A 17,723-nucleotide genomic window follows, 5' to 3' on the forward strand; every position below is an offset into this window, starting at 1 on the left:
TGACTCCAATGATCCTATTATCGAAGAGAGAAGGAAAAACGTTGCGGACCGCTGTCGGCCTGATGAAGGCGCGCGCCAACGCGAAACGCGTTGGACACATGTTCGACGGTGAGCACATCCGCCGGTTCGCCATGCCCCGTGAGACGCCCGCAATCGAGAACGGCGACATGTGTCGCAAAGTCCGCTGCAAGGTTGATGTCGTGCAGCGTCGTAATGATCGTTGGCCCCAACCCCTTCAACAGCTCGAGAATCTCAAGCTGGTGGCGGATGTCGAGGTGGTTGGTCGGCTCGTCGAGAATGATGAGCTCAGGCTCCTGCGCCAGCGCACGCGCAATCAGTGCCCGCTGCTTTTCGCCGCCGGACAGCGACGCGAACTGCCGCAGCGCCAAAGGCTCCAGCTCCAGGCGTGCAAGAGCCTTGGTCGTGACGTCGTGATCCCGGTCGCTCCGGCGCGCCATGCCCTTGCGATGCGGAATTCTGCCCATCAGCACCACGTCGCGCACGCTGAAGGGAAAATCGCCCGGTGTCTCCTGCGGCACGACGGCGATCCGTTGCGCCGCCTCCCTGGGAGCGATGGACCAGAGATCGACGCCATCGAGCCGCACCGTGCCCCGCTGCGGCTTGAGGCCGCGATAGAGGCAGCGCAACAGGGTCGACTTGCCGGCTCCGTTCGGGCCGATGATGGCCAGCCGGGCGCCGGCTTCGATAGACAGCGTGATGCCGCTGATGATCGGCATGCTTTTCTGAGGCCCCCAGGTGACGCCATCGGCGTACAATCGCGCGCTTCGTTCGGACATCGTGGGCTCCTATTGCAACGGCGACAGCTGGTATTCGGCCGAGACTATGGCAGCCGGAATGCGCGCCAGCGTCTTGCCGCCGAGCGCTCTCGGCCTCTCGCTCTCGCGCGTCAGCCCATCCGGGCGATCCCGATACAGCCGCGCAAAGGAAACGAGCGCTCCAATATCGGCAGCGTCCTCGATGTCACCGAAAAGATAGGTCGCTTTTGCCGTTGCCTGAAACGCGACCGTACAGGGTCGTTCGCAGCCCGCCATGCAGACGCTGCCTTCAAGGCTGAAATCATCGGAAAGCACTCTGCCCGCTTGGGAAATGGCCACTTGCAGATGTTTCAAAAGATCGAGACCGGGCCGGCATGGCCTGCCGACGTGGCGGCAATTGGTGCAGACGGTAATCCGGTGCGCTGCCGCTTTTGCTTTGTCCATGAAATGCCTCCCGGAGAATTCGCCGGAGGCAAAGTCAAGATAGGGCCAACGGACGCAACGGCGTCCCCGCCCAACCACTGATTTTCCATCGGAACACCCCGTCCGTTACGGTTGATATCATCGATGGCAGGTCTCCTGGCTCGCGGGTCACAACCCGTTCGCGCCTTCCCGGCAAAAAGCCAGTGGCATGCTGCGAACGCGCTCTCCGCTTACAGTTGCGGGGGCAGCCACGGTTTTGGCCCCTGATGGGTAGTCCGCACCGTGTTCCCTTTTCAGCCACCTTCAGGATCAATCCGAGGGCAGCACCATCGAGGCTATTCATCTCATAGAAAACGGAGGTGGGCAACGGCGATGTCATGTGCGCTTTCGTTTGTCCTTGGGTTCGGCATAGGCCATAGCTTTTGTTACGTTATTACATAACAAATAACAACCTGCTATTTTCACCCTCCGACATCGCACCTGTGGGGAAGCGGCGGAAGGACAGCCGACTTGGCATAACGAGAGGAAACCGGGGAGTTGCTACACCGCCTTGCACTGCGGATGGAAACGCTCGGCGACGCTTTCCGCTGCCGCATAGGCCTGCGTCACGATTTCCGGCACCAGATCGATGTCGGGGAGACTGCCAAGACCCAGGGGACCGATGGCAAAGAGCCCTTCCGTCGTGCGGCCGTTCACCTCAAGCGCCCCTGCCGCCTCGACGGCAAGGCCGAGACCGAGCTCGTCCGGCACCGCAAGACCGGTGTCGATCAGGCTCCGCAGCAGCGGGGCATTCAGATCGGGCGCCTGGCATCGACAGTCGATCACATCGTCGGCATAGAGCTGTTCGGTCTCCTGCCGCCCTGCCGGTCTCAAGACCAGCCCAGTCGGCGTTCGCCGGATGAAATGGCCACGCCGCAGCAAGGTATTTCCCTCGGCCAGCTCCTGCTTCAGGCGAACATGCAGCGCCTCGGGCAGCCGGTTGCGATGGCTGTCGTAGAGCGCCCTGAGATGCCGGTTGAACTGCTGCTTCTGGCCGGCCGGCAAGGACCGCCAAAGCGACCGCGCATGCTTGCGCAAGCCGTTCATGACGGATTGCCAGCTTTGGCCGTTCGCCTCCGCCTCACCGCAGGCCTTGCGGATGAAGCGAATGATCTCGCTGAGGTTGCCGGGCATTTCATCGGCGGGGAAAACCGGATCGGCATTGTTGCGCGTATGGCTTTGCGGCAGGAAACCACGTCGCGAAACGATGGTGATCTGCCCCGCATAGCCGTTTTCACGCATCTGCAGCAGCCGGTCGACGACACGCAGCCCGCTGCCGAGCAGGATCGTGTGCGGGCGCGAGACAAGACGGCGTGCGCGCACGGTCGTTGGAACGGTCACGAGATCGCTGGCCTGCGTTTCCTGATCGGTAATGCCATAGCCGGTTGCCAGCACCACCATGTCGAACGGCGCGTTGACGGCGCCATCGCTTTCCACCACGAAGCGGCCGCCTCGAACGCGGCGAAGCCCGAATACCGTCTCGCTGCTGACCTGCACCGCAACATCGCGCCGCGACGAGAAGGCCTCGGAAAAACGCTGGTAGACATAGTCGCTGAAAATGCTCTTCGGCACGAAAATCTGCAAAAAGCCCGGTATGGCCGCCGGAACGGCGCTCCGGAAAGGCGCATTGCCGCTCAGCCATTGATTGAAATCATCGGGATCGCCGGCGGAAACGGAGAGATCGCGAACGCGGCTGTTGAGGATCTCGCTGCTATGTCCGGAGGCCAATGCCTGTCCGCCGCTGACGCTGGAATTGGGATCGAAAAGCTGCAGGTGGAAAGGAAAGCGCACCGTCTTCAACAGGGCTATCGCCATCATCATGCCGGAAAAACCGCGCCCGATCACGGCGATGCGCGGCATCGCATAGGGCTGCGCCGCCGCATTCGTCCTGGCGGAAAAAAATCCCTGAACCGTCATATCAACTCCTGGGGCGAGAGGTGGTCGATCATGCCTTTCTTGGGGCTTACTCACTTTACAGGCCCAGAAACACGAATTCCGATCTCAGTTGCTCGTCAGCGGAACAATTGCGGCCGACAAAACGCGCGGAAATCGCTTCGGTTCTCAACTCGCCGCATTCTTTCGATCCCGGAGTCCCTTCCATGGAAGAAAGATGCGACAGGCGGGTCCAACTCCGATCCAACATCGGATGCCCGCAATCGGCCGCCACTGAATGACGTCTCAAACACCATCGGGCGGCAGTCTATTGCCTTTGTCTACTTATTTAGTCGTATATGAAAGCGCGAAAATGCGCCGCTAGCAAGTGCTTTCTTGTGAGGGCAAGATCGGAGCAATGATGCCGTGGCACAGAGAATGCTGCGCGACCAGATCCCGGCTTTTCGTCGGCACCTATCCCGATCGGCGAAAATGGAAAGCAATTCGTAGCCCTGAAGCCGGTGCGCGAAGCCGTTATGGCCGGGAAATGAGAGAGCGGAAAGCTCATCGCCCGACGGCAGCATCTCGGCCGCCGCCCATGCGATTTTCCATTTGCCGCCTGTCATGCCGAAGGGCGCGGCACGCACGAACTCGGAAAATTCATTGTATAGTACCGCTATCGAAATTAGAATCCTGGTCATTTGCCGCGCCTGAGAAACTGATCTGGCGACGGCCGAGGAGTGGTAAATGGGGACTGTTTCGCAGTTGCACGAACGCGTCAGGCCGCCCGCGCATCGCATTCAGAGCGAAGAGGAAGCACTCGATATCGCACGTTCGCTTGCGGCCGGTTTTGCGCAGCAGGCAAGCGACCGCGACATCAACCGCATCCTGCCTTATGACGAAGTCGAGGTCCTGTCCCAATCGGGCCTGCTCGGAATTTCCGTTCCCTCGGAGCACGGCGGCATCGACATTTCAAATTGCGTTCTCGCCGAAGTCGTTGCCCTCCTGGCGGAAGCGGATCCCTCTATCGCCCAGATAGTGCAGACGCATTTTCATGTGCTGGAAGCGATACGGATCGGCGGCGGCGACGATCAGCGAGCCGCTCTCTTCGATCGAGCCATCATAGGCGATCGCTTCGGTGGTGTGTTTTCCGAATCCGGCATCGGCGGGGCGGATCAAGATGCGCCGCATCCGATAGCGGATGGGCTGGGCTTCCGCCTCAGCGGCCGCATTTCCCCTTCCGCCAGCATTCTCTTTTCAGACTGGATTGCCTTGTTCGTTCCGGACGAACGCAAGAGGCTTTTGGCAGCCGTCGTGCCGAGGAACACCGAAGGCATCCAGATCATCGACGACTGGGACGGCTTCGGTCAGCGAACCTCCGGAAACGGTACGACCATTCTTCACAATGTCTATCTCGATGCCGATGCCGTGCTCCAGAATCGGGAAAAGCTGGCCGAGCCTACGGTGATCGACAGCGTGAGCCAGCTCACCCATGCCGGCATCAATCTTGGCATCGCCCGATCCGCACTTGCCGCGACGATGAGTTTCGTGAAGGCATATCCCTCGCCATCGACGGATAGCGGCACCCAAAAGGCGGCGGATGATCCGCTGATCGTGACGAGGATCGGCGAGATTGCCATTCGCATCGAAGCGGCGACTGCGATAGTGGAGCGGGCCGGCGGCAAGATCGACGCCGCTCAGATCAACCTCACCGAGGATCATGTCGTCGATGCCGCTCTCTCCGTTGCGGCAGCCCAGGCGATTACGGCTGATATCGCGATGGATGCGACCAATACGCTGTTCGATCTAGCCGGCGCGACGTCGGCGCGCATCGGGCTCAATCTCGATCGCCACTGGCGCAATGCCCGCATTCACACGCTTCATGACCCTGCGCGCCGGAAATACAGCATCGTCGGCAATTATCATCTCAATGGCATGAAGCCATCGAGGAAGTCCTTACTCTGACCCGCAGGGGAAGCGCGGACGAGATCAGCCGATCTGCGAAGCGCGGCGGTCTTCCCGTTCGGGAATGTCGATATCCGAACCGCCGGCAACGAACTGTTCCAGCGACATGTTGTCGAGAATTTCGGCAATGGCGTCACGGACTTCCGTCATGGAGCGCCGCACCTGACAGCGCTCCGGATCGGAACAGTCGTCGCAAGCCTCATAGGCCGTGCGGCTGGCGCAGCGAATCGGCGCCAGCGGGCCATCCAGCGTGCGGATGACATGGCCGATGCGGATTTCCGACGCGGGGCGCGAGAGCGAATAACCACCGCCCGGCCCTTTTTTCGAGCGCAACACGCCGGCGTTGCGCAATTCGAGAAGGATGGTATCGAGAAACTTCTTCGGAATATTGTTGCGCAACGCGATATCGTTGATGAACGCGGTTTCCCCCGGGCCGAGGCGTGCGAGATCCACCAACGCCTTCAGTCCGTATTTTCCTTTTTTCGTAAGCATCGCCGTCCGCTTTACTGCAAAGTCGATTGTTGAAAACCCGGCTTGGCCGCCCAAGAGAGACTCAACCGGCCCGTCCTGTCATCATGGATTGCGGAAGTAGACCCGCGCATCCCGACGAACAAGACAGTAACTCACAAATTGTATAGTTTATATGAGTAAATTTAGGCAATTGTATCGTCTAAGCAACGAATTTGCGGCTTTTCTTGGATTCAGGCAGCGCTGCTGTCCAAATATGCCTTCCCCTGCTCGGCTTCATGGTCGGTGATCGCTTCGGCTACCTGTTCGGCGACAAGAACGGCGTGCTCGACCACCTCGGGCAGCCCCATGAGTTCGCCGAAAGTGCCGCGCGCGAGCGGCCCGGAGATAAACAACGACGGCACCACCGTTCCATCGGCCGCAAGCGCGCGCGATCGCGTATCGCAGGCAAATCCCAGCCGCGCGGGATCCATGGCGAGATATCCGGCCTTCGACAACGCGTCGATCCATCCCTGCGACTGCAGAATGCCGCGATGGCCCGGACCCGTGGTGACAACGACCGCATCGAATTGCTTCTCGATACGCCGCCCGGAACGGCTGAGCTGCAATACGCAGTCGATGACACCGTCCACAGCCCCCACAGCCGCGACCGATGCCGCCAGCACCTCGAGCCTGCCGGCTTCGATCGCCCTTTCGCTGACCGCCTCCACCTGCGGCGCCACGCGAAAGCGATGCACATCCCAGAACGGTCTCAGATGCCTGACGAGACGCCGCCGCTCCTCGACCGGCAGCGCATGCCACACATGCCGGCCCTGCGCCCTCACCTGATCGATGACCGCATGCCAGCTGCGCCCTTCGCCCTCCGCCTGGCGGATAGTGGCCCGCACGCGGCGCAGGAGAGCGGTCGCCGTCTTTGATGGCTCGCCGGCGAAATCGCCGAACAGCTCCTGCTTCACCGCCGCATGGCCACGCGAACGCAAACCGCGTCTTGATATGGCGGTGATGGGGCCCTTGTGACCTCTGAGTTCGAGCGACGCTATCACATCGGCCGAGGTCAAGCCGTTACCGACAACCAGGACGCGATCCCCTGCGCGGATGGCGGAAAGCGCATCCGGTCGCGTCGGATCCGGAACGAAACGCGGGTGATCGGCAAGCGCATCCTGCAGCACCTCCGGCGGCAGAGGTGATGGATGGCTGGTGGCAATGACGAGAATATCTGCATCCACACGCTGCCCTGCCGCGCTGACGAGCGTCCAGCGACGACCCGCCCTCTCGATGCGCTCGACGCCTTGTCTGACGTGAACAAGGCGTCCATCCTCGATGAAGGGCGTAATCATGCTGTTGATATAGTTGCCAAATGCGGAGCGTCGCGGAAAAAGGCCGCCATTGGCGGCAACGGCAGCCTCGTCATCGGCGAGCACATTCCGCTCCTGCAACCAGCGTTGAAAGTGCTCGATGTCATCCGGAAGCAGGCTCATCTTCGCCGCCGGCACGTTGATGCGATGGGCGGGGTCCTGCGTATCGTAGGCGAGCCCCTTCCCCAACCGTTCCCGCGGCTCGAATATGAAGAGTTGACCGGCCTGCAATGATCGCCGCTGCAGCAGATGGAAGGCAACTCCGGTTCCGGAAACGCCGCCGCCGACAATGGCGATGACCGGCAGATCACGCGCCTGTTGATCATTGCCAATGGTCAATAGCCAACTCCCTCCAGATCGGTCGCCGCGCGAACTCTTCGCGCCACGAGCAATCGCAATCATCGTTGGGGAGAAAGATATACTCTATAAAATTTGTTGACAACACGATCGCAGCGAGCGCGGACGACCCATCGACCAAAAGCAGTCAATGGAGTGCTGATATGCATTTGCAAACAAATGGTTATTTGTGCCGCGCACAACATTGTTTTTGCACCGCAGGATGTAAAAAACTTGGCATACGCCTCCGCGAGGAACATACTAGCGGTTGTTCTGGTTCGTATTCTCTTTGGGAGGAGAAACATCATGGAACTGCTTCACATCCTGACTCCCTTCGACTATGCGCTGATGCTGCTTCTGGCTGTCATCTTTGTGTTCAGCGTGATGGAAGGCGTGCATAAAAAGCACTGACTACGCCCCATCGAGGCGATGACGAATGCCGCCGGGCGGACACGCCGGCAGGTTTTCGAATGTGCGGATAGCTGCATAGCCGCCGAGGCGCGTTATCGATCCGTGTAAGTGGACGGTTTGCCCTGCCAGCGAAGGCGTTGCGTGCAGATACTTGAGCTGCGACGGCCTCTGCTGGAATGTTTGATGTTCCGTCCTGCATCGAGTCTCGTGCCGCTTGTTGGACCATGGCGACCAATCCGCTCATATCGGCGCTTAAGCAAGCTTTCACGCTTGGCTCCTCGAGAAAATTCCCCAAATACCACAGACTATTCAATGTGATGCGAGAAAAACTCCGCTCATTTCGAGAATGAGGGTATATGTTCGTGCCCATCAATACAACAGCGGATATATCAATACGCAGAACCGCTGAGTAAAACCGAAAAATCACTCCAGCCAATGGCAATACTTTCGTAAGCCTCGCGCAAACAATCCATAAGATACTCTTACTCATCGACAAGAAACTCAAGAAGAAAGGGTATACTTATGGGTTACGACTGGGATGGTATCAAAACGCGCCGGATGAGACGGCTGAAATACGGGATTTCGCTATTCCTCTTCACGATGTCCCTAACAGCGCCAACCATGTTCCTGCTGCATCTGCATTAAGCCGACGCGGCAGATCGCTCGTATTCAGGCAAGCGATAACGTCACGCTGTTTGCCAGTGTGGTTGGCCATACGGAAGGCCACGCCGTTGAATGACGAGCCTCACATTGCATTGCGCAGTTTGGTGAAGGACGCGGTGAAGCGGATGGAAGAGCGCTGCAGCGAAAAGGCCGCCCGCGTTCAAGAACAAACCGAAAAGTGACTTGGAAACGGCTTCCATGAAACCGTGACAATCAGCGCAAATTTAAGCTAAGTGCTTGAAATTTGGTGGGTGATGTAGGGCTCGAACCTACGACCCGCTGATTAAGAGTCAGCTGCTCTACCAACTGAGCTAATCACCCGCACCGCTTGCTGGCGGCGTGATCGGGCATATAAATAGGATCGGTTTGATTGTCCAGCGGCCAGACGAATTTTCTTTGTCTTTTTGTCAAAAAAATTTCAGGATCCGCAAAAAATCCAATAAAATCAAAGCTCAAGAATTCCGGACGCAATACGCACCGCTTGGCCGCCAATCCGCGCATTTGCGATCTGCCCGCCCTCGACATCGACATGAAGGTGAATCAGCGACGGCCGGCCCATCTCTATGCCCTGCTCGATGATGAAGGGATGATGCCCGTCCGGCAGGGCATCGAACTGGTTGATGGCTCCTGACATCGCGGCGACCGCGGAACCCGTTGCCGGATCCTCGACGATCCCCATGCCGATCGGAAAAACGCGTGCATGAAACTTGGCTGAATGATTGACGCCGCCACGGCAGTAGATGAAAGCCGAGGCAAGCGCGCCGTCGACAAAGGGAACCGTCTTCTCCCAAAGCTGCGCGTCGAACTCCAGCCGTTCGGCCGCACCGATATCGTGCACCGGCACCAGAAGGAACGGCACGCCGGCGCTCCATATGGACGGAACGTGATTCTCGAAACCGATCTCGGTGATCTTCAGGCTGAGCGCATTGGCGATGTCGGCCTTGTCGAGCGGCAAAAGGATCTGCTGCGATTTCTTCGGCAGGTCGAACTCCGCAAAGCTCGCCTTGTTCTGCCGTAGCTTGATGGCACAGCGCACCGGCCCGACGCGCTCGTCCAGCACGGAAACGAGATCAAGCTCGCCGCCATGGCTGGCATGGGCTCTCTCCGCCAGGGCAATCGCCGTACCGACCGTCGGATGCCCGGCAAAGGGCAGCTCGCGGCCGGGCGTGAATATCCGCAGATTTGCAGTATGGGCCGGATTTTGCGGCGGCAGCACGAACACCGTCTCTGAAAGGTTCAACTCCCGGGCGATCGATTGCATCGCCTCGTCGCTCAAGCCCTCGGCATCGAAGATGATCGCCAGTGGATTACCCGCCAGCCTGCTGTCGGTGAACACATCATAGACACTGTAGCTGCGCGCCAATCCTGCCTCCATCATGCTTTCAGTCTAACCATACCGGCAAGCGCCCCCGGCGCAAGCCCAAGCTATTTCCTCTCGCCGAAGAACCAGGCGAGAATGGGCAGCATCGCAATATTGTAGCGATGCGCCGCCGGGTCGGCCGATCGGATCGCGACCACCCCGTCGACCTCGTCCTCTTCGGAAACGAGCATATGCGCTTCGATCCGCCGCAGCATATCCTCGGCGGTCCAGGGAAAGCGGAAAATGCGGAAAAGCGTAACCGAGCGGTTTACGTGCGTGCCGTAATATCCGGACTCGGGAACCGCGTCGTTCAGGTCGAGGCCGGTCTCCTCCAGCACCTCGCGGCGCATGTTACCCTCGACATCGCAATGCCCGTCGACAATGTCGTTCTCATCCATCGATCCTGCGGCGCAATAGACCTGGCCGGGATTGGCCGTGTGCGGCGCCATGCGGATCGCGATGAGCGCTCCGTCCGAGGAAACCGCGACAGCAAAGGCAAAGAGGTGAAAGCCTCCCGGCGGCCTCTGCTTTCGCCACCAGAGAAACGTCGAAAAGGGTGTCACATAGGCCTCCCCTTTCACGGCACCATCGGCGATCGACAGTCGGTGCTGGAAGATCATGCGGCCGTCGAAAAGCGATGGATTGGCGACGATTTCCCTTGCCCAGTTCTCCTGCGCCGCCGCCTGCTCACGTATATGAAAGGGATGCTCGCCCGAAAGCACGGCAAGCTCGATGCTGGAAACGGGAAATACGGTGCTTTCCGGCGGCCAGCCGGCCCTGTCGTTCTGTTTTGAAACGGTCATATCAAATCCAATGTCACGACGACGGGGCAATGGTCCGAGGCTTTCGGCCTGTCCCAGCCGACGCGCGGATAGCGCTCCACCTCCTGCCCCGGTGGAAATATGGTGCGGAAAGGCTGGCCCGACCGGACGATATCGGGAACACGCGTTGCATTGGCGCGTGCCAGAGCCGGCGACAGCCAGATATAGTCGAGCTGGCAAAGCCGCTGCTCCTGCGGCCCGCGCGCATGGTAGAGCGTCCAACGGTCGAGCGCGTCCCGTCGCCGCATCGCATTTTCGACGAAACCATCCTGGCTGAAGATATCGAGCGCGCTTCCGTTCTCCTCGTTGCGCGGTTCGAAACGATAGCCCGCGCGGCGCGTGCCGATGACATCGACCCATTCCTGGTAATCGTTCATGTCGCCGCAGATGGCGAAATTCTTCGTCGCCGTGTGACCGGCACCGAAGCGGCTCTCGATGATGCGACGCACCGCCATCGTCTCGGCGCGGCGTATGGGCATGGTCGCGCGGCGCCCATCCATCCCTTCGCGCGCCGGCCCCATCGATTTGAGATGCACGACATAGAGCGAAAACGGCACGCCGCCGATGTGAAGATGCAGTTCCAGGCAATCGCGCTTGAAGATCTTGTCTTCCGAATGATGGCCGAGCTCCGCCAGATCATCGTTGAAAAGGCCGAAATTGCCGTACGTCACCATGGCGTGACTCTTGATGTCGTTGAGCACGATCGGCTGGCCGTCGCGCGTCTCCTCACGCATCATCACGGCCACATCGATGCCGCGGCTGTCATTGCCCTCGATAAGGTATTTCTGCCGATAGCCGTTGCCCACCATGCGATAGAGGTAGCCATATTCGAACGCCTGCAGCGCCGCCATGTTGTCGACTTCCTGCAGGCAGATGATATCGGCATCGGCGTCCGCGATCGCTAGCGCCGTCATCTGCCTGGTATCGTCGGTCGCGGCCACCACGCGCGCCGCCTCCAGCTGCTGATAGACCTCCTCGTTGCGGACGTCGAAGAGCTGCAGCACGCGATCCTGGCGCAGCTGATTGCGAAAACCGGTGTAATCGAAACGGGTCAGAAGGTTTTCGACATTGAAGGTCGCAAGACGCAGGGACATGAAGCATTCCGATTTATGAAGAAGAATGTGAGCCGGCTCATTCGGTCGGCATCACCCGGCTTTGGGCGTAACGGTCGATTTGAACTTGCCCATCAGGTACGGCCCGGAAAGAACGGGCGCATATTTCGGCTCCTCGCCTGCTCTCAAACAAGACGGCAGGCAGGCGATCTCGGCAAACCAGTTCGGTTGATGGAAGAAGGCCAGGGATTGCCGCCGCTGCATGCCGCCCTCCTGCGGCGGCGGATTGACGACGCGATGCACTGTGGAAACCCAGCGGTCGTTGGTCCAGAGCGCCATCAGGTCGCCGATGTTGATGACGAAGGCACCCTCAACAGGCGGCACCGGCGTCCGGCGACCATCGGGCGCAATAATCTCAAGCCCTTTCGAGCCGGGCTGCGGCAAAAGGATCGTCAGGCTGCCATAATCGGTGTGCGCCCCGGCGCGAAGCTGGCCCGGCTCGGGCGGCACATGCTGCTCGGGATAGTTCAGCGCCCTCAGCGCACTGATCGGCGCGTCCACATAGGCGTCGAAGAAATGCTCGTCGAGGCCGAGCGCGGTTGCAAATACCCGCATGATGCGGGCCGCCAGATCCTCCATCGCCCCGTAATAGGCCTTCCACGCCTGCACGAACCCTTCAGGCTCTTCCGGCCAGATGGTGGCGGCATAGCAGAAGCCGAGCGCTTCCGGATCGCTTATGCCTGCGGGAACGGAAAGTGGACCACCATTGAAGCTTTCCTTCAGGTCCGGCGGAGTATCGACATTGCGGGATTTCGCCAGAGCTTCCGTCCCCGGCCCGAGATAGCCATAGGGATAGCCGGGATAGAGCGTCTTGGCGCGCTGCTTCACCTCGGCCGGCAGATCGAAGAACGCCTGGGTCTTCTTCCAAACCTCGGCGATAACCGCATCCGCGACGCCGTGATTGGCAATCGCCAGGAAGCCCGTCGAGCGGCATATCCGATCCACCTCCGCGCCGAGGCGCTTTTTTTCGTCGTGACCGGCCGCCTCGAAGGCGCCGAGATCGAAAATCGGAAAGTTATGATCGGACATGCGCGACTCCCCTTCGTGACGTCGAGCAAATCAAGCATAGGAGACGACAGGGAACAACCTTCTTGTCCCCCGCCAGCTCAAAGCCGCCAGGCCGAACGGATGGCGACCGGATAGACATCGCCCGCGGCGACTGCCTCACGGCTATAGGCCCGCAGCATCTGCCCATCCGGCATCGACAGCCGTATGGCATAGCGCTCGCCCTCATAGAGAACGGAAACGACCCGGCAGGCGATACCCTCAGCATCGGCAACCACATCCTCCGGCCGCACGAGGATATCCGTCTGCCCACAGGCTTCCGACTGTTGATCCCACATGCCTCTGAAGGCTGGCCAGTCGATGCGGCGCGACTCGCCATCGCGAAAAGCCAGCGACAGGATGGCGCCCTGCCCGACAAGACCGCCGACCATCCGCCCCTCGGGCCGCGCATAGATCTCGGCCGGCGGCGCCACCTGCAACAGCCGCCCCTCGGACATGACGGCGACGTCGGTGGCGAGCGCCATGGCCTCGCTCTGGTCATGCGTGACGTAGACCATGGTTGCGCCCGAGCGCTGGTGAAACTCGCGGAACGTCTCCTCCATCTCCTTCTTGAGATGGCGGTCGAGGTTGGCGAGCGGCTCGTCGAGCAGCACGACATCGGGCGATGTCACCAGGCAGCGAGCGAGCGCCACGCGCTGGCGCTGGCCGCCGGAGAGATCGGCGGGTCTGCGTTCCGCATAGTCGCCAAGCCGCACGGTCACGAGCGCCTCGCGCACCTTTTCGCGGTAGCGCTCGCCAGAGATGCCGCGCACCTTCAGCGGATAGCCGACATTGTCGGCGACGTTCATGTGCGGCCAAAGCGCGTAGGACTGGAACACCATCGCCATGTTGCGTCGTTCCGGCGGCAGCATGTTCGCGGCATCGGCCAGCAGCCGCTCGCCGAGATGGATGGAGCCGTCCGTCGGCTGCTCGAAGCCGGCTATCATTCTGAGAACGGTCGTCTTGCCGCAGCCGGAAGGACCGAGCAGCGCCAGGAAGCCGCCTTCACGGACGTCGAGCGACAAGGCGTTGACGGCAGCACGGCCGCCCGTGCCGAAATCCTTGCTGATGTGATTGAGGATCAGCTTCGCCAAGGCACCACTCCCTTCGGCAGGCGCTTGGCCATGATTTCCAGAAGCACCATCATGATGACGACCATGGCGATGACGATGACAGACATGGCGGAGGCAAGATCGGCGCTGCCGCCATCGTCGAGATTGTAGATCACGACGCCGAGCGTCTGCGTGCCCGCCGACCAGAGCAGCGCCGAAACGGTCAGCTCGTTGCAGGCAATCAGGAAGACCAGGATCACCGATGCGCCGGCCGCCGGCGCGATCAGCGGCACGATGATATCGGCAAGGCGACGGAAGAACCCTGCGCCCGAGAGACGCGCGGCCTCCTCGAGCGCCGGGTCGAGCTGCAGGAAGGCGCTCATGACCGGCTTCAGGCTGACGGCGAAGTAGGCGGAGAAATAGGCGAGCAGGATGATCCAGATCGTGCCGTAAAGCGTAACGTTGAGGATCGGCAGCGGGGCTGCAAACACCAGAATGAAGCAGACGGCGATGATGATGCCCGGAAGCGAATATGGGATCTCGATCATGCCGCCGACGATGCGGCTCAGCATGTCCTTGCGCCGGGTCAACGCATAGGCGGCGAGAACTGTAACCAGCAGGAGACCAAGCGCCGTCATGCCCGCCAGGAACAGGGAATTGGAAAAGGCGATGCGCGTTATGCTCTGCCGAAACAGGATTTCCGTAAACGCGTTCAGCGAAGCTGTCTTGAAGGTCAGCGGCACGCCATAGGTCGGCACCAGCGCACCGGCGACCAGCGCCAGAAAGGGAGCGACGAGCATCACGAACAGGATGCCGCAAAGCACCGGCATGGCAAGATAGCGCCATCGGCCAAGCGAAAAGGCGGCCGTCGCGCCGGAAATGCCGATGACGCGATAGTCCCGCCCCTTCAGGGCCCTGCCCTGCACGGCAAGCCCAGCCACGGCGATGACGGCGATCATCATCGACAGCACGGCGATGTCGCCGAACGTGCGCGGGCCGAAGTTGGAGAATTTGGTGAAGATCAGCGTCGACAGCGTATAGATCGAGGCGGGTATGCCGAGGATCGCGGGTATGCCGAAATTGCCGATGGAAGAGACGAAGGCAATCGCGGCTCCGGCGATGACACCGGGCAGCGACAAGGGCAGGATGATATCGCGGAAGACGCGCAGGCCGGACGCGCCCGAGAGCCTCGCAGCCTCGACGCCGTCGCGCGGCAGCGCCATCAGCCCCGCCCGCAGCGCCAGATAGACCAGCGGCGCGTGCTGAACGCCGTAAAGGAGCGCAATACCGCCGACCGAATAGAGCGGCTGCGGCGAGCCGAGCGGCGGCGCGATGTGCAGCGCTTTCAGCAGGGGGCTCGATGGGCCGGACATCTGCACCCAGGCAAGCGCCGTCACCTGCGGCGGGATCATCATCGGCAGCACGAAAAGAAAGCCGAGAAGCCCCCTGCCGGAAAGATCGGTCAATGTCAGCAGAAAAGCAAAGAGGCAGCCGAGAGCCACGGAAACGATGGTGCCGAGCACGGCCGTTTCGATCGTATACCAAGCCGAGCGCCAGAGCGCGGGATCGGTGATGAGTTCATAGGTGCCGCCGCGCAACAGCGCCTCGATACCGGCAAGCGCCAGCCGCGCCAGCGGCAGGACGCTGAGCAGCAGCACGACAGCAACAACAAAAGGAAACAGCCAGGCCGGCTGGCTGTTTCCCTTACGCACATATCCGTACATTCCAAATCCGGGCGGATTACTTCGACGTGAAGTAGGTGGAGAAGGTCTTCAGGTCCTGATCCGTATTCTTGAGAGCATCGGCTGCATTCAACGGCAAAACCTTGATGCTGTCACGCGCCGGAAAACCTTCCGGCAGCGGCGTGCCGTTGCGGGCCGGAATATAGCCGAGCTTAAGGAAGCCTTCCTGGCCCTTTTCGGACAGGACATAATCGACGAACTTCTTGGCCGCATCGGCGTGCTGCGTACCGGCGAGAATGCCGACCGGCTCGGTGACGGCCGAAACGCCTTCCTTCGGGAACACGAATTCCAGCGGGGCGCCCTTGGCCTTTTCGCGGATCGGCATGTAATCGACGATCATGCCATAGGCCTTCTCGCCCGAAGCGACGGCCTTGAGAACCGCGCCGTTGCCGCCCGAAGCGACCGCGCCATTGTCGGCAAGGTTCTTGTAGTAGTCCCAGCCGAGGCTGCTGACGCCGGCGAGCGTCTGCGCGTGGATGAGAGCGGCACCCGAAGCAAGCGGGCTCGGCATGGAAACGAGGCCCTTGGCTTCCGGCTTCACCAGGTCCTGCCAGCTTGCCGGCTTCATTGCGGCAGCCGTGTTGTAGACGATGCCGGTCGTGATCAGCTTGGTGGAATAGTAATAGCCGTCTGCGTCGTAGAGCGAGGCGTCGTAGTTCGCGGCTTCCGGCGACTTGTAGGCCAGGAGCTTGCCGGCTTCCTTCAGGCGCTCCAGCGTCACCGTATCGGCGATCAGCAGAACATCGGCAACGGGAGCGCCGGCCTGCATTTCAGCCTGAAGCTTGGCGATGATCTGCGGCGTGCCGTCGCGAACCCAATCGACCTTGATGCCGGGGTTGGCGGCCATGAAACCGTCGACGGTGGCTTGCGCGTCAGCGTTCGGCTGGCTGGTATAAAGAACGAGATCGGCGGCATTGGCACCGCCGGAGAAAAGGGCAATGGCCAACAGGCCGGCAAAGGCGGAAACAAAGGTCTTCATAAAACGTCCTCGGCTGAGTTGTAGGAAGGTTCTGTAGACGCGCGGCTTAACATGATTGTGACAGTTGAATTTGAACAGATTGCTGTTCATATGATGATTGAAACTTGACCATCGTCATCCGGCGCTATTTTCTGAGGCACGTATTTCAGAATGGGATCGAGGAGAATAGATCGATGGAATATCGCCTGCTTGGCCGCTCCGGCCTCAAAGTTTCCACCATCACCATGGGCACCATGACCTTCGGCGGAGTCGGCTGGGCAAAAACCGTCGGCGATCTCGGCGTCAAGGAAGCCAAGAAGCTTGTGGATATGTGCGTCGATGCCGGCGTCAACCTGCTCGACACGGCCGACGTCTACTCGCAAGGCGCCTCAGAGGAAATCCTCGGCGAGATCATCGGCGGCCCGCGCAAGGACGGCGTGCTCATCGCCACCAAGGCCCGCTTCCCGATGGGCCCTGGTGTCAACGATACCGGCTCTTCCCGCCAGCATCTCATTCAGGCCTGCGAAGCGAGCCTGAAGCGCATGAAGACCGATGTCATCGACCTCTATCAGCTGCATGAATGGGATGGCCAGACCCCGCTGGAAGAGACGATGGAAGCGCTCGACACACTGGTTCGCCAAGGCAAGGTCCGCTACATCGGCTGCTCGAACTTTTCCGGCTGGCACATCATGAAGGCGCTCGGAGTCAGCGAGCGCGACAGGCGCGAACGCTTCGTCAGCCAGCAGATCCACTACACGCTGGAAGCGCGCGACGCGGAAAACGAGCTGGTACCGATCAGCATCGACCAGGGTCTTGGCATCCTCGTCTGGAGCCCGATTGCCGGCGGCCTCCTCTCGGGCAAGCATCGCCGCAATCAGGCAACGCCGGAAGGCACGCGCCAGTTCGCCGGCTGGACGGAACCGCCGATCCGCGATGAAAATCGCCTGTGGAATATCGTCGATACGCTGGTGGAAATCGCCGAAGGCCGTGGCGTCTCGGCTGCCCAGGTGGCGCTTGCCTGGCTCATCGGCCGCAAGGGCGTGACCTCGGTCATCATCGGCGGCCGCACGAAAGCCCAGTTCAAGGACAATCTCGCCAGCGCCGAGCTCAAGCTGACGGACGAGGAGCGCAAGCGGCTCGATGATATCAGCCTGCCGCCGCTGATGTATCCATACTGGCATCAGCGCAACACCGCCGGCGACAGGTTGAGCGAGGCAGATCTCTCGCTGATCGGCCCGCATCTGGCAAAATAAAGAGACTCCTTCTCCCCTCGGGGAGAAGGAGTTGCGCGGCAACGATTTCATTTCACATACGATTGCCCTTCTC

The 17,723-nt window shown here is 60.6% G+C and carries 15 protein-coding genes, 1 tRNA gene and 1 riboswitch; of the genes, 2 read left to right on the forward strand and 14 right to left on the reverse strand.

All coding sequences use genetic code 11. The annotated features are described in order from the left end of the window. Positions 1-17: 17 nt before the first annotated feature. From ACQZ6J_RS01275 to ACQZ6J_RS01290, 4 genes are all read right to left on the reverse strand, one after another. A complete protein-coding gene (locus ACQZ6J_RS01275) occupies positions 18-797 on the reverse strand; it encodes an ABC transporter ATP-binding protein (protein ID WP_449081357.1) in 780 nt (259 codons plus the stop codon). 9 nt (positions 798-806) lie between these two features. Further along, a complete protein-coding gene (locus tag ACQZ6J_RS01280; RefSeq protein ID WP_449081359.1) occupies positions 807-1,220 on the reverse strand; it encodes a DUF1636 family protein in 414 nt (137 codons plus the stop codon). 108 nt (positions 1,221-1,328) lie between these two features. Beyond that, positions 1,329-1,545, reverse strand: a riboswitch (cobalamin riboswitch). A 194-nt stretch (positions 1,546-1,739) separates the two neighbouring features. After that, positions 1,740-3,155 (reverse strand): FAD/NAD(P)-binding protein, encoded by a 1,416-nt coding sequence (locus tag ACQZ6J_RS01285; RefSeq protein WP_449081361.1) that lies wholly within the window; start codon positions 3,153-3,155, stop codon positions 1,740-1,742. A 296-nt stretch (positions 3,156-3,451) separates the two neighbouring features. Beyond that, complete coding sequence (locus ACQZ6J_RS01290) at positions 3,452-3,811, reverse strand: hypothetical protein (protein ID WP_449081363.1); 360 nt, start codon at positions 3,809-3,811, stop codon at positions 3,452-3,454. A 46-nt stretch (positions 3,812-3,857) separates the two neighbouring features. Here ACQZ6J_RS01290 and ACQZ6J_RS01295 point away from each other — a divergent pair, with 46 nt between their 5' ends. Further along, the gene (locus ACQZ6J_RS01295) at positions 3,858-5,075 is read left to right on the forward strand and encodes an SfnB family sulfur acquisition oxidoreductase (protein ID WP_449081365.1); all 1,218 of its coding nucleotides are present in this window, start codon (positions 3,858-3,860) and stop codon (positions 5,073-5,075) included. Between the two features lie 24 nt (positions 5,076-5,099). On the opposite strand, the gene ACQZ6J_RS01300 is transcribed toward ACQZ6J_RS01295, so the two are convergent. From ACQZ6J_RS01300 to ACQZ6J_RS01345, 10 genes are all read right to left on the reverse strand, one after another. Then, on the reverse strand, positions 5,100-5,567 hold the full coding sequence (locus ACQZ6J_RS01300) for an RrF2 family transcriptional regulator (protein ID WP_163987612.1): 468 nt from the start codon (positions 5,565-5,567) through the stop codon (positions 5,100-5,102). A 209-nt stretch (positions 5,568-5,776) separates the two neighbouring features. Then, positions 5,777-7,237: an FAD/NAD(P)-binding protein gene (locus ACQZ6J_RS01305; protein ID WP_449081368.1), complete on the reverse strand. Its 1,461-nt coding sequence runs from the start codon at positions 7,235-7,237 to the stop codon at positions 5,777-5,779. A 1,316-nt stretch (positions 7,238-8,553) separates the two neighbouring features. Further along, positions 8,554-8,629: transfer RNA gene (locus ACQZ6J_RS01310), tRNA-Lys, on the reverse strand. A 124-nt stretch (positions 8,630-8,753) separates the two neighbouring features. Continuing rightward, complete coding sequence (locus ACQZ6J_RS01315; protein ID WP_449081370.1) at positions 8,754-9,671, reverse strand: PhzF family phenazine biosynthesis protein; 918 nt, start codon at positions 9,669-9,671, stop codon at positions 8,754-8,756. A 62-nt stretch (positions 9,672-9,733) separates the two neighbouring features. Further along, the gene (locus ACQZ6J_RS01320; protein ID WP_449081372.1) at positions 9,734-10,471 is read right to left on the reverse strand and encodes an NUDIX hydrolase; all 738 of its coding nucleotides are present in this window, start codon (positions 10,469-10,471) and stop codon (positions 9,734-9,736) included. Then, positions 10,468-11,583, reverse strand: coding sequence for an endonuclease/exonuclease/phosphatase family protein (locus ACQZ6J_RS01325; RefSeq protein WP_449081374.1), 1,116 nt, complete (start codon positions 11,581-11,583; stop codon positions 10,468-10,470). The genes ACQZ6J_RS01320 and ACQZ6J_RS01325 overlap by 4 nt, the downstream gene beginning before the upstream one ends. Positions 11,584-11,634: 51 nt before the next feature. Next, the gene (locus tag ACQZ6J_RS01330; protein WP_449081376.1) at positions 11,635-12,630 is read right to left on the reverse strand and encodes an isopenicillin N synthase family dioxygenase; all 996 of its coding nucleotides are present in this window, start codon (positions 12,628-12,630) and stop codon (positions 11,635-11,637) included. Between the two features lie 77 nt (positions 12,631-12,707). Continuing rightward, complete coding sequence (locus tag ACQZ6J_RS01335) at positions 12,708-13,739, reverse strand: ABC transporter ATP-binding protein (protein ID WP_449081378.1); 1,032 nt, start codon at positions 13,737-13,739, stop codon at positions 12,708-12,710. Beyond that, complete coding sequence (locus ACQZ6J_RS01340) at positions 13,727-15,421, reverse strand: ABC transporter permease (protein ID WP_449081380.1); 1,695 nt, start codon at positions 15,419-15,421, stop codon at positions 13,727-13,729. Before ACQZ6J_RS01340 ends, ACQZ6J_RS01335 begins: the two co-directional genes overlap by 13 nt. A 16-nt stretch (positions 15,422-15,437) precedes the next feature. Beyond that, positions 15,438-16,418: an ABC transporter substrate-binding protein gene (locus ACQZ6J_RS01345; RefSeq protein ID WP_449081382.1), complete on the reverse strand. Its 981-nt coding sequence runs from the start codon at positions 16,416-16,418 to the stop codon at positions 15,438-15,440. A 173-nt stretch (positions 16,419-16,591) separates the two neighbouring features. Here ACQZ6J_RS01345 and ACQZ6J_RS01350 point away from each other — a divergent pair, with 173 nt between their 5' ends. After that, complete coding sequence (locus ACQZ6J_RS01350; RefSeq protein ID WP_449081384.1) at positions 16,592-17,650, forward strand: aldo/keto reductase; 1,059 nt, start codon at positions 16,592-16,594, stop codon at positions 17,648-17,650. Positions 17,651-17,723: the final 73 nt, after the last annotated feature.

This window comes from Rhizobium sp. A37_96 (genome assembly GCF_053521765.1).

Coding starts and splice junctions, on each gene's coding strand:
- ACQZ6J_RS01300 (WP_163987612.1), bottom strand. CDS start 5,567: ATGCTTACGAAAAAAGGAAAATACGGACTGAAGGCGTTGGTGGATCTC.
- ACQZ6J_RS01285 (WP_449081361.1), bottom strand. CDS start 3,155: ATGACGGTTCAGGGATTTTTTTCCGCCAGGACGAATGCGGCGGCGCAG.
- ACQZ6J_RS01290 (WP_449081363.1), bottom strand. CDS start 3,811: ATGACCAGGATTCTAATTTCGATAGCGGTACTATACAATGAATTTTCC.
- ACQZ6J_RS01325 (WP_449081374.1), bottom strand. CDS start 11,583: ATGTCCCTGCGTCTTGCGACCTTCAATGTCGAAAACCTTCTGACCCGT.
- ACQZ6J_RS01345 (WP_449081382.1), bottom strand. CDS start 16,418: ATGAAGACCTTTGTTTCCGCCTTTGCCGGCCTGTTGGCCATTGCCCTT.
- ACQZ6J_RS01340 (WP_449081380.1), bottom strand. CDS start 15,421: ATGTACGGATATGTGCGTAAGGGAAACAGCCAGCCGGCCTGGCTGTTT.
- ACQZ6J_RS01295 (WP_449081365.1), top strand. CDS start 3,858: ATGGGGACTGTTTCGCAGTTGCACGAACGCGTCAGGCCGCCCGCGCAT.
- ACQZ6J_RS01275 (WP_449081357.1), bottom strand. CDS start 797: ATGTCCGAACGAAGCGCGCGATTGTACGCCGATGGCGTCACCTGGGGG.
- ACQZ6J_RS01280 (WP_449081359.1), bottom strand. CDS start 1,220: ATGGACAAAGCAAAAGCGGCAGCGCACCGGATTACCGTCTGCACCAAT.
- ACQZ6J_RS01330 (WP_449081376.1), bottom strand. CDS start 12,630: ATGTCCGATCATAACTTTCCGATTTTCGATCTCGGCGCCTTCGAGGCG.
- ACQZ6J_RS01350 (WP_449081384.1), top strand. CDS start 16,592: ATGGAATATCGCCTGCTTGGCCGCTCCGGCCTCAAAGTTTCCACCATC.
- ACQZ6J_RS01320 (WP_449081372.1), bottom strand. CDS start 10,471: ATGACCGTTTCAAAACAGAACGACAGGGCCGGCTGGCCGCCGGAAAGC.